A 12,135-nucleotide genomic window follows, 5' to 3' on the forward strand; every position below is an offset into this window, starting at 1 on the left:
AAGGAGGTTTTACTATTTATAAATCAATTAAGCATATAAAAATAAATATTGCATAGAAATTAAATCTAAAATATAGGTAATACCATATTTTCCATAAATACTAAGATAGTCATTTGAAATGCTATTTTTGCTTATATAAAAAATATTTTCATAAGCCAGTTTTATACTCTTGTCCTGATTCCCTGTTATTAAGAATTTATGTCCTCGTAAACTTTTAACAAAATCAAGTGATAATTCTGCAAATTTACCGGATGCTGACACAGTTATAATAATATCTTCATCATTTAAATCATTTAAAACCTTATTATTAGTAAACGAGGTGGAAATAACATGAATAACCTTAGATGCAAACAGTAATTCTTGTTGAAATTTTATTATCGTTCCACTAGTATTATTTGCACATAAAAGTACAACCTTTACGTCCTTATGAATTAACTGACATAAATAATTGATGTTCTCAAAGTTTAATTGCTCATCAATATCTAATATCATGTCATCAATAAGATTTTTTATATGTGTTTGATAGCTAGAGTACTCTTTAATATCTCTAAATCTTAAATTGCTTGGAAATACTAATTTATTCACAGAACTTTTTAATTCGCTAAAATTAGCATATCCTAGTTGTTCACAGAATCTTCTGATTGCGGATCGTGAAGTGAAGCATTCGTCTGTTATCTCTAAAATACTAATACTTGATATTCTATATAGATTTTTTAAAATATATTCTGCTAATATATATTCGATATTAGCAGATTTCCCAGAGTTTATAATTGAAGATAACGAATTTAAGAGCCCTAGATTGTTAATTTTCATGCGCTGTTCCTCCCCTAGTAATTTATTTTATAACTAAAAATATAATTCTTTTTTTATTTCTAATCATATTCCTTATTATAACTCAGCCATCGCTCCCATAGGGTGCTTGGAATTTGTAGGTGAATCTTGCAGGAAGTTAAAATGGTTTGTAATATAATGTGGTTTTTGATCATGTAATTCAATTGGTTTAATTCTTTGAACTTTATAAATAACTTTACAGATGGAAAGCATCAGCAGATTGCTGGTGTTTTTTTGCATTAACCAGATAATAATTTTGTATGGTTTGAATATTTTTGTGTCCTAAACGTTTCGATACATATGTAATATCTATATCATGGGCAAATAGAAACATCACGTTTTGTATTTTGTGTTTTTAACGAAGCGTTATCAAAAGTAGAACTAATTAAATGGCTAACTATGGATGTATTGCTAGCAGTTCTCCATGTTGCATCCCGTTTCTCATACTGAAGTTTCCTTATTTTTATCGGAAAGTGATACAAGATTTGTATAAGTATGCAGCTCGAAGAAGTTTGACGAGAAGGCAAAATAGATAGAAGAAATATTATAAAGTTTGATGTTGTTTTTCAATTTTCAAAATTGTAAGATCAACTTATCTACTCGGAGGTGATGTTAATGTATATAGGAAATGGCCATTACTGTTATTCAAATTCAACTGCAATGTTTCTTTCATCAATAGGAGAAAATGTATCTCCTCAACTTGTAGAAGTATTAACTGGTGTTGGATTAGGTGCCATGATAGAAAATGAAAAAAACCTTTTTTTTAGTATGAGAGATCCCGATGATGGTATCAATTATGCTCTAAACATCCTTGGATTTACTGCAGAAGAGCATCAGCAAGCTAGTGACTTAGATGACCCATTTACGTTGTTAAAAAAGCAAATCAAACAAAACCCTGTCATTCTAGGCCCTTTAGATATGGGGGAGCTAACATACCATCCGAATCATAAAAATTTACATGGTTCAGACCATTATGTGCTAGGTTATCAAATGGATGATGAAAATATTTATGTACAAGATCCAGCTGGCTTTCCATTTGTTCCATTATCACTGGACCAATTTAAGAAGGCTTGGATGGCGGAAGGGATTCCATATAGGAAAGGAATTAATAAATATTGGTCTACAGCAAAAAAGGTCGTCACATTAAACAATAACGAAATATATGAGAGAGCAATTGATTACTTTAAGAGAACTTATCGGGAATTCGAAAAAGCGGATATAGGGTTAATTGGAAGGGAAGCAATTTGTTTTTATGCGGATCAGTTATTAAATGCTCCTATTACAGCTGATACTATAGGGCATACAACATTCTTCCTTTTCCAATTAAGTGCAAGAAGAGCCAACGATTATGCAGTGTATTTTAAAGATAGGCATTCACGTCTATCAGAGTTGAAGATTGAACAGGCTAAGGTTCTTGGGATGTGTCATTCTATGTCTGTAAATAAAGATTGGAAAGGTATATCGGAGAAGTTAATGAGGCTAGCCGATTTAGAGGAGGAATTTAGATTAGAACTTTTAAAAGTCGGCAACTAATTATAATTATAGAGATTTCCACTTTAAAGGGTGCGTTGATATAAGAAGGGTTAACCTCCCTTTAAAGGGCAGCATTATTGCAAATTTATTAAATTAAAGTTAGTTTTAATACTTTCGGAATGCTAAATGCTAACACGCAACTTGCCAATTCGTATCTACTTTAATTACCGGGAAACAAGTAGACAGAACAGGGTTGCGTGTATGGGAATAGTGTATTCTATTATCAGTGTATTCTTTTAGAATTCAGTTTTAATTATTTTAATCAATTTTTCGACTTCTTCGTCATTACCAGGTTGAATAGAGATTTCCTTTGGATACTCAATAATGTTTTTCGTATATTCCTGCATAGGTTCTTTTATTTGTTCTGCACTCGGCCAATGGGAAGGAATATCATATTTATTGATGGTGCCATCCCCATTCCCTCTTATGTGATGGCACCATCAGCCATTGTTTTCCCTGATAACGATATAACGTCTTGCAGATATTGGACACTATCCGCATCATAAGGATTTACTGGTTTCTCCAGCTGAGATATGCTGAACGCGTAGTTCTTCAATATCCTGATTATTAACAATTTGTAACCAAACGCGAGCATACTCAATCTCTTTAGAAGAATAAGCAGATAATATACTATCCTTTTTTTCTTCTGCCTGAGTATTAGAACTATTATTTGAAGCTTTATCGTTAAACTTATTACTGTCGGCTTTATTCTCTTCTGATTCAGCTGTCGTATCATCTGGTTCACTTGCTTGGTTGTCATTCTCCTCTGAGTTATTCTGTTTTTCTTCTATAGAGCTATTTTCCTAGTTGCTCTTGATTTTACTTTTATCATTATCATTACTGCAGGCTATGAGAATAAATGACATTGTCGCAAGTATAGCTATAAGTTTTAAGTACTTTTTCATTTTCTTCTCTCCCTTTGAAAAAAAATACGAGGATGTTACGATAAGAAATTATGTGGCGGTAAGAAGATGAGACTCCTTCTCTTACAGAGGTATAAGCTTGGATGCGTGGTCATAGGTCAATATGATACAGAAATCTCCTTGAAAAAGGAGATTTTTTTGTCATTGGAGGAAACCTTTTTCATTAATGCAACGTAGATAAGTAGAATATTTAAGGAGCGTGTTTACATGTATTTTTCTATCCCTGAACCAACAAAAAAGGTATCTAAAGAGGCTGTGAAAGTATGGCGGATATCGGAGACGATATCTAATAGTACGATTCTTGTGGTATTGGGTGTTTGCTACTTCCTCTATTTTTATTTTTCATGGAAGGCGTGGATAGGTCCAATCATTGTAGGTCTTGGCGTATTAACAATCTTGGCGGCATTATGGGGAATTTTTATTGCACCGCCATTAAAACAGCGCTATTGGCGTTATGACGTCAGTGAAGAGTTTATTCAACTGAAATGGGGAGTAATGGTTGAGAATCATCAATTAATCCCGATGACAAAAGTACAGTCGGTTGAATTAACACAAGGACCACTGCAAAGGAAATATCAATTATATTCTATAACGGTCGGGACGATGGGGACCTCGCATGAGATTCCTGCCATTCCAAAGGAAGAGGCTTATCGTTTACGTGATCAAATTGCTCATTTTGCAAAGATTAAGGAAGTGGAGTAATGGAAGGTATCAGGAAGCGGCAGCATCCGATTAAAATAGTCTTTGATATAGCTGGATTTGTAAAAAGTAATTTTTTCTTATTTATTATTTTATTTGTGTCACATTTTGGATCCGAAAAAATGTATATGAAGATATTTCAAGTTCTCTTTCTTCTTTATGCTATTGTGCAGCTTCTTAGCATCGTACTGGATTGGTTTACACATACTTATTCAGTAGAAGAGGAAGCGCTACATATAAGGTCTGGGGTTTTTACAAAGTCGCATCGAGTAATCCCCTTTTATAAAATTCAAAATATTCACCGACACACCTCTGTTTTTCATAAAGGACTTCACCTAACTTCCTTAACATTGGAAACAGGAGAGACCGGAGATTCGAGTTCTATACCGTTAACAGTTATTCGCAAGAAAGAGGCAGATTGGTTAGAGTCTTATATCCATCAACCGGAAAATGTCTCAGCAGGCGACGGAGAAGAAGCTAAAACAGTTGCTGGAAGCGAAAGAACGGTTCATTTTCAGGTAACAAGAAGAGACTTAGTGAGGGCTTCTTTTTCTTCTTTGAGCTTTTTAGCGTTAATTCCATTATTAATATCTTTTTTCTCCAATATAGATTCAATCTTTCAAATGGAAGTGGAGACAAGTAAGGTTCTTACTTATCTATTGGATCATATCTGGATGATAGTCGGCGTATGCATTGCTCTTCTGATTATAGGGGTGCTATTTGGTCTTGGTGTGACTTTCTGGAAATATGGCCGTTTTCAAATAACCTCTGATAAGGATAAGATTTATATAAAAAAAGGATTAGTCTCAGAAACGTCCTTTTCCATTCAAAAGGAGAAAGTGCAGGCAGTGAAAGTGATCCAACTTCCAATGCAAAGACTTTTGAAAATAGCTGAGGTGAAATTAGTGAGTGCCGGGGATATCGGGGATGAAGATTTGGAGGTAAACTCCTTGTTCCCATATATGCCAGTGGACCAAGCATATGAAATTATAGAAAAGATTCTGCCGGCGTATCGGTTGAAAAAGCAAATGAAGAAGCTGCCTAAGAAAGCTCTATATGCCAGACTGCTTAGACCTAGTTATTTTGGGATAATCGTAGCAATTGGTCTTGTCTATTGGAAGCCAGAGATATGGTATATGGCGATATTATTGTTTATTTTGATTTATTTGTTGAGAGTATGGGATTACTTTAATAGCAGGTACATCCAACATGAAGAATTTATTCAAGTGAAGAAGGGGAGCCTGCAATCAACATTAATTTTGACAAAAAGAGCAAAGGTTATAGAAGTTAATGTGAAGAGATCCCGGTTACAGAGGAATTTGGGTCTTGCCACTATTGAATTCATTAATCGATCACAGCCGATTGAGCAAACGGATTTAACCGATGTTCCAGCGTCAGATGCTAGTGAATTTTATCATTGGTATAATAAGCGAATGAGTGACATACATGTAGAAGATTATGTAGAGAGCAACGAAGGTGAAAATGGTAAGAAAGCACTGAAATAGCAACTATTCTTTTAATTGGATGCTAAAAGGTTTGTTAGACTAGTATGGTCTCATCTTGTTGGTTGAAAAATAACAGCAAGAGGTGAAATCAATTGGCAGTCATTACAAGCTTTGATATAAGAAAACGCGAGAAACAAATAAAATATGAAAGAGCGGTTCTTAGGGAAATATCCCTTAAAGAATTAAAAGAAAAGGTAGCTCACTATTTTGGCTCCTCTAACCTAACTTCTAGTATCTTAATGAACAATGGAATCGAAGAGGCTTGTTATGATGTAGCAATAGAGGCCTTTCTTTTAGGAGCGAATTACAGTAAATTTAGTGAATATGGCGAAGAAGTTCAAGCTATAAAAAATAGATGCAAGGAAGAAGATGTTCATTTAAAAGAAACACTTTACCATTTTCTTCTTTATTGGGGCAGTGAGGAAAGCAATAAAAATGAATCCCTATACTATTTATGCGAACAATTTGTTGATGAATGGTGGCTGGAAGGTTATACGAAAGCGAATAAGAGAAGAAAGCTTCGCTTACATTGAAAGATGGCATGAAGATGCCATCTTTTTGTTATGGCCTGAAAGGAGGACTTGCTGTTCTAAAACCTCATATTCCTCCATATAGTATGAATAAGGACGGGCACAGGGGGGAATGAGGTTAACTGTGAATAAAAAGTGGAAAATAAGCATATATATCCTAGGACTAGCACTCCTTTTCTTTATTTTGCAATTTGATTTCTCAAATGATGATTCATGGGATGCCTGGAATTTGCCATTAACCGGAAAAGTAATCATTATTGATCCTGGACACGGCGGGCCTGATGGTGGTGCAGGGGATAAGGAGGTATTGGAAAAGGATATCGCCTTAAGCGTTTCCTTAAAGCTTCGAGATTATCTGCAAGAGCAAGGAGCGTTAGTCATCATGACAAGAGAAATAGATAAGGATTTGGCTAGTGAAAGTACGAAAGGCTATCGCAATCGAAAAGTTGAGGATTTAAAAGAAAGAATAAGCATTATCAATAAATCGGATGCGGATTTATTCTTGAGTATTCATTTAAATGCTATCCCTTCATCGAAATGGAGTGGAGCACAAACCTTCTATTCTTCTAAGCAAGAAGGAAATGATAGAGCTGCTAAGTTTATTCAAGACGAATTAATTGATAACTTAGAGAATACTACCCGGAAGGCAAAAACGCTGGAGAGTGTATACATACTTAAATATGCCGAGAGACCAGGAGTGCTAGTGGAGGTAGGTTTCTTATCGAATCCACAAGAAAAGGCAAATCTTATGAAGGAAGATTATCAGGAGAAAATTGCAGCATCTATTTATAAAGGGGTTAATCGCTTTTTTACAAATGAAGAGGAACTTGAAATTCAAGAATAGAGACTTATGATGTCTCTATTCTTATTTTTATCGATTTTATCTATTCCCGGGAAATAAATGCTAGTAATAACGTTTGAATCTTCAGAATGTAAACGATAACTATTTTTGTGCTATACTGATAGTAAAAATAGGAAAGGGGATTGCGTCATGATAACAAAAGAAGAAATCGAGAAGATAGTGGAGAATATGATCGATCCTTTTTTACATAAATCATTGCTTGAACTGAGCGCAGTGAAAGATGTCAAATGGAATGAAGAAAAAGGGCATGCCAGTTTAAAGGTGGCTGTAGCAAAGTTAGGCTCAGCCTATCAAATCGAGTTGCAAAATCAAATTGTCAGCGCGCTTAAAGAAAGAGGGGTAGAGAGTGTTGGGTTACGCTTTACCGAATTATCTAGTGCGCTTGTAGAGGAAATAATAAAGGAAACAGAATCTGAAGATAAGAAGCCAATTTATATTGCCATTGCTAGTGGGAAAGGTGGAGTAGGAAAATCAACGGTTTCCGTGAACTTAGCTGTCTCTTTAGCAAGGATGGGAAAAAAAGTTGGGTTATTAGATGCTGATATATATGGTTTTAGTGTCCCAGATATGATGGGAATCACGAATAGACCAGAAGTAATAAAGGAGCGTATTATTCCGGTTGAGCGTTTTGGGGTTAAAGTTATTTCGATGGGATTCTTTGTTGAAGATAATACCCCTATTATCTGGAGAGGTCCAATGCTTGGTAAAATGCTGACAAGCTTTATGGATGAAGTAGAATGGGGAGAACTTGATTATCTCCTATTAGATTTACCACCAGGAACAGGTGATGTGGCTTTAGATGTCCACTCTATGCTGCCAACAAGTAAAGAAATTATTGTAACAACACCTCATCCAACTGCTGCGTTTGTTGCAGCGCGTGCTGGGGCGATGGCATTAAGAACAGAACATGAGATATTAGGTGTCATAGAAAATATGTCTTATTTTGAAAGTCGTTTAACAGGGGAAAAGGAATATGTGTTTGGCAAGGGTGGAGGAACGAAATTAGCAAAGGATTTAGAGGTACCCTTACTCGGAGAACTGCCATTGGGGCAGCCAGATTGGAATGAAGAAGATTTTGCTCCATCCGTCTATAAAGAAACACATCCTATTGGTGAAAGATATAAGGAGATTGCTGAACAAATAGTAGAAGTCTTAGAGATGGCAGCGGATAGAGTAGAAAACTAACTTCTGATAGTAAAAAGAGGTACCTTCCTTTGAAGGCACCTCTTTTTATATTTTATTTTCTTCTGATAATAAAGAGGAAGAGGCTTCTTTCGCAGCTTTATCTAGTAATTCTTTAAATTTAGATTTGAATTCAGGTGTTTCCATTGTTTCTTGGAGGATTTGTTCCACATGCTCTCTATATTCTGTACTTTTTAAAATGTTCTTCATTTCTGATTCTAGTGAAGGATCTTGCAGCAACTCGACCATCATCTTCCGATATCCCGGGTCCTTCATCAGGTCTTTGATCAATTTTTCATTTTCGGATTTCATGCTTTTTGCCATTGTTTCAGCAAATTCAGGATCCTTGAATTTTTTTGCCAGAATTCAGCTGCCTTGTCAGAAACGAGTGTTTTTTCTATTGTATTTGTTACTGCCTTTTCATTCATAACCAGGTTTTGCTTTATTTCTTCATCGTTCATTACTTCACGAATAGCTTTTTTCCCTTCGTCTGTTTTTAATATATCCACAACCATTTTCTTCGTTTGATCATAGTCCATTTGTTGAGAATTTTCACTTTCTGAGCATCCACTTAATAAAGAAATGACTAGCAGGAGGGTAATCCCTTTTTTTAGCATGATAATTACCTCTTTCATTAAAGATATCTATTAAGTAGAATGGATTCTTTTTGAATTTTTATTCCTGATGGTAAGCAAAAGATAATGGAATAAGAAAGAAAAAACTGGCCCTAAAAGAGTTTTTTCGATCTTTATTCAATCGATTACCTCTAATTAGGACACAGCTTTTTTGCTTTAATGTACTTCCTTCGATTTGGAATCAGCGTTGGAAATCATTTCTGAAACAGTAACTAACTTTAAGTTCTTTTTTTGTAATTTCCCTATAATTTCTGGTAGGGCTTTTGCAGTTTGTTTAGCAGAATCAGAAGCATGTAATAAAACGATGTCCCCCTTTTTAGCTGAAGTAGCTTTTTTGATGATTTGTTGTGATCCGGGATTGGTCCAATCCTTAGAGTCGATACTCCAGTGTACTAATGTGTAATCATATTGGTCTGCAATAGTCAAAGTAGATTGACTGAAATGACCGGTTGGGGCTCTAGCTAATAAAATATTTTCTACTTTTAATTTTTGAAATGCCGTTTTTGCTTTAGATATATCTTGGCGAATTTTTTCTTCTTTTACTTCAGAATAGTCAACATAGTCATAACCTAGTATTCCAATTTCGTGACCTTCCTTTACCATTCTACTGACTAATTCAGGATGCCTTTCTGCCCAAGAACCAGCAAGAAAAAATGTTGCGTTCACTTTCTTTTCTTTCAAAATATCAAGAATTGGTTCTGCTCTTTTGTCGCCCCATCCAATATTAAAGGTGAGCGCAACTCCTTTCTCCCCTTTATAAACAGCCTTTGGTCCATCCTTAGAAGAAAATACAGGGATTTGAACAATGTTTTCCACATACAAAAACCAGGCTGTGAAGAAGGATACTACAACTATCAATGCCATTTGTTTTAAGGATTTACTGTTAAGAACATAGAAAAAATTCATCTGTTTGTCACCTCGTCCACTTTACTGCTCGTCTCATACTTATGTAGAAAAGAAAAAAATCATGACAAAAACTTTTATAAAAAAAGAAAAATTAGTACATAATACAGAGACCAAAATATGGATGCAGCAGGAGGATTAGTGATGATTGGATTATTATTAAATAAAAAGGAAATAAAAGAGATTGAATATCTACTTAAAAGGGAATTGGATGAAATATTATTGGATTTAGGAGATAAAAGAATTGATCTTGCTGTGAAGAAAGCGATGATTAAAAGGTATAAGAATTTATTTGTATTGCTTAAAAGAGTGGCTTCCCCTAAGGAATGTCTAGCATATATCCTGCCAGAAAGTAAGCTATTAGATGAAAAAATATAAAATGTGAAAAAACTGTTGACGAATAATAGTTATCTTGGTATATTAATAAACGTCACTTCGACAAAAGAAATCAACGAATAAGAAAATAAAAAAAGTAGTTGACTCTTAAGTTTGGATGTGTTAAATTAATAAAGTCGCTTATTGAGCGGCCAACCAATTGCTCTTTGAAAACTGAACAAACAAACGTCAACAATAATCGTTTTATAACTAGCGTTATAGAACAAAAAAAGCAACAAAAAGCTAGAGTTTAGCAATGAGCTAATCAACTCTTTATTGGAGAGTTTGATCCTGGCTCAGGACGAACGCTGGCGGCGTGCCTAATACATGCAAGTCGAGCGGACTTTAAAAGCTTGCTTTTAAAGTTAGCGGCGGACGGGTGAGTAACACGTGGGCAACCTGCCTGTAAGACTGGGATAACTTCGGGAAACCGGAGCTAATACCGGATAATCCTTTTCCTCTCATGAGGAAAAGCTGAAAGACGGTTTACGCTGTCACTTACAGATGGGCCCGCGGCGCATTAGCTAGTTGGTGAGGTAACGGCTCACCAAGGCAACGATGCGTAGCCGACCTGAGAGGGTGATCGGCCACACTGGGACTGAGACACGGCCCAGACTCCTACGGGAGGCAGCAGTAGGGAATCTTCCGCAATGGACGAAAGTCTGACGGAGCAACGCCGCGTGAGTGATGAAGGTTTTCGGATCGTAAAACTCTGTTGTTAGGGAAGAACAAGTACAAGAGTAACTGCTTGTACCTTGACGGTACCTAACCAGAAAGCCACGGCTAACTACGTGCCAGCAGCCGCGGTAATACGTAGGTGGCAAGCGTTGTCCGGAATTATTGGGCGTAAAGCGCGCGCAGGCGGTCCTTTAAGTCTGATGTGAAAGCCCACGGCTCAACCGTGGAGGGTCATTGGAAACTGGGGGACTTGAGTGCAGAAGAGAAGAGTGGAATTCCACGTGTAGCGGTGAAATGCGTAGAGATGTGGAGGAACACCAGTGGCGAAGGCGACTCTTTGGTCTGTAACTGACGCTGAGGCGCGAAAGCGTGGGGAGCAAACAGGATTAGATACCCTGGTAGTCCACGCCGTAAACGATGAGTGCTAAGTGTTAGAGGGTTTCCGCCCTTTAGTGCTGCAGCAAACGCATTAAGCACTCCGCCTGGGGAGTACGGCCGCAAGGCTGAAACTCAAAGGAATTGACGGGGGCCCGCACAAGCGGTGGAGCATGTGGTTTAATTCGAAGCAACGCGAAGAACCTTACCAGGTCTTGACATCCTCTGACACTCCTAGAGATAGGACGTTCCCCTTCGGGGGACAGAGTGACAGGTGGTGCATGGTTGTCGTCAGCTCGTGTCGTGAGATGTTGGGTTAAGTCCCGCAACGAGCGCAACCCTTGATCTTAGTTGCCAGCATTTAGTTGGGCACTCTAAGGTGACTGCCGGTGACAAACCGGAGGAAGGTGGGGATGACGTCAAATCATCATGCCCCTTATGACCTGGGCTACACACGTGCTACAATGGATGGTACAAAGGGCAGCAAAGCCGCGAGGTCGAGCAAATCCCATAAAACCATTCTCAGTTCGGATTGTAGGCTGCAACTCGCCTACATGAAGCTGGAATCGCTAGTAATCGCGGATCAGCATGCCGCGGTGAATACGTTCCCGGGCCTTGTACACACCGCCCGTCACACCACGAGAGTTTGTAACACCCGAAGTCGGTGGGGTAACCTTTTGGAGCCAGCCGCCTAAGGTGGGATAGATGATTGGGGTGAAGTCGTAACAAGGTAGCCGTATCGGAAGGTGCGGCTGGATCACCTCCTTTCTAAGGAAAATGGAATTTACATTCCATCAAAGATTGTTGACGATTTGTTGTTCAGTTTTGAGGGAGCAATTCCTCAAAATGAAAGGCTTAATAAGCCTGATTGTTCCTTGAAAACTAGATTATGAATAGTAAGAACCAAGAAAGAAACCGAGTAATCGCCATCTTAGATTCTCTATTTTAGAGAATTACTTCTTTGGAAAGTAGTCGTATTAAACGAATACTCCTTCAAAGATTGGAGAGCAAAGAGAAGCAAGTAGGTCAAGGAAGCGACCGAACGAGCACCAGAGCGTACGACAGTACGTGAGGAGCAGAGTGAAGAAGCTGACGAAGAGATAC

Annotated in this window: 10 protein-coding genes, 1 rRNA gene and 1 pseudogene; 8 read left to right on the plus strand and 4 right to left on the minus strand. The window is 37.3% G+C overall.

Translation table 11 applies throughout. The features are described from left to right. Window positions 1-27: 27 nt before the first annotated feature. Window positions 28-813 (minus strand): MurR/RpiR family transcriptional regulator, encoded by a 786-nt coding sequence (locus C2I06_RS19665; protein WP_123258678.1) that lies wholly within the window; start codon window positions 811-813, stop codon window positions 28-30. 627 nt (window positions 814-1,440) lie between these two features. On the opposite strand from C2I06_RS19665, the gene C2I06_RS19675 reads away from it, so the two are divergent. After that, window positions 1,441-2,364, plus strand: a complete 924-nt coding sequence (locus tag C2I06_RS19675) for a cysteine peptidase family C39 domain-containing protein (RefSeq protein ID WP_095333670.1) — start codon at window positions 1,441-1,443, stop codon at window positions 2,362-2,364. A 424-nt stretch (window positions 2,365-2,788) separates the two neighbouring features. Here C2I06_RS19675 and C2I06_RS19685 read toward each other — a convergent pair whose 3' ends face one another. Further along, window positions 2,789-3,124, minus strand: a complete 336-nt coding sequence (locus tag C2I06_RS19685) for a hypothetical protein (RefSeq protein ID WP_123258679.1) — start codon at window positions 3,122-3,124, stop codon at window positions 2,789-2,791. Window positions 3,125-3,494: 370 nt separating this feature from the next. Between C2I06_RS19685 and C2I06_RS19690 the strand changes: the two genes are divergently transcribed. The 5 genes from C2I06_RS19690 to C2I06_RS19710 all read left to right on the plus strand — a co-directional run bounded on the left by C2I06_RS19690 (window position 3,495) and on the right by C2I06_RS19710 (window position 8,068). Next, the gene (locus C2I06_RS19690) at window positions 3,495-3,989 is read left to right on the plus strand and encodes a PH domain-containing protein (protein WP_095333675.1); all 495 of its coding nucleotides are present in this window, start codon (window positions 3,495-3,497) and stop codon (window positions 3,987-3,989) included. Continuing rightward, a complete protein-coding gene (locus tag C2I06_RS19695; protein ID WP_123258680.1) occupies window positions 3,989-5,491 on the plus strand; it encodes a PH domain-containing protein in 1,503 nt (500 codons plus the stop codon). The genes C2I06_RS19690 and C2I06_RS19695 overlap by 1 nt, the downstream gene beginning before the upstream one ends. Window positions 5,492-5,583: 92 nt before the next feature. Next, window positions 5,584-6,024, plus strand: coding sequence for a DUF2521 family protein (locus C2I06_RS19700; protein ID WP_095333679.1), 441 nt, complete (start codon window positions 5,584-5,586; stop codon window positions 6,022-6,024). 121 nt (window positions 6,025-6,145) lie between these two features. Beyond that, window positions 6,146-6,865 (plus strand): N-acetylmuramoyl-L-alanine amidase CwlD, encoded by a 720-nt coding sequence (gene cwlD / locus C2I06_RS19705; protein WP_095333686.1) that lies wholly within the window; start codon window positions 6,146-6,148, stop codon window positions 6,863-6,865. 147 nt (window positions 6,866-7,012) lie between these two features. Further along, complete coding sequence (locus tag C2I06_RS19710) at window positions 7,013-8,068, plus strand: Mrp/NBP35 family ATP-binding protein (RefSeq protein WP_095333681.1); 1,056 nt, start codon at window positions 7,013-7,015, stop codon at window positions 8,066-8,068. A gap of 45 nt (window positions 8,069-8,113) precedes the next feature. On the opposite strand, the pseudogene gerD reads toward C2I06_RS19710, so the two are convergent. Beyond that, window positions 8,114-8,700, minus strand: a pseudogene (gene gerD / locus C2I06_RS26025) (spore germination lipoprotein GerD). Between the two features lie 156 nt (window positions 8,701-8,856). Further along, window positions 8,857-9,606, minus strand: coding sequence for a polysaccharide deacetylase family sporulation protein PdaB (pdaB, locus tag C2I06_RS19720; RefSeq protein WP_123258681.1), 750 nt, complete (start codon window positions 9,604-9,606; stop codon window positions 8,857-8,859). Between the two features lie 141 nt (window positions 9,607-9,747). On the opposite strand from pdaB, the gene C2I06_RS19725 reads away from it, so the two are divergent. Both C2I06_RS19725 and C2I06_RS19730 read left to right on the plus strand, forming a co-directional pair. Then, the gene (locus C2I06_RS19725) at window positions 9,748-9,981 is read left to right on the plus strand and encodes a hypothetical protein (protein ID WP_123258682.1); all 234 of its coding nucleotides are present in this window, start codon (window positions 9,748-9,750) and stop codon (window positions 9,979-9,981) included. Window positions 9,982-10,251: 270 nt separating this feature from the next. Then, window positions 10,252-11,799, plus strand: a 16S ribosomal RNA gene (locus tag C2I06_RS19730). The last annotated feature ends 336 nt before the right edge of the window (window positions 11,800-12,135 follow it).

This window comes from Niallia circulans (assembly GCF_003726095.1).
In the GTDB taxonomy this organism is placed as follows: Bacteria; Bacillota; Bacilli; order Bacillales; family Cytobacillaceae; genus Niallia; species Niallia circulans_A.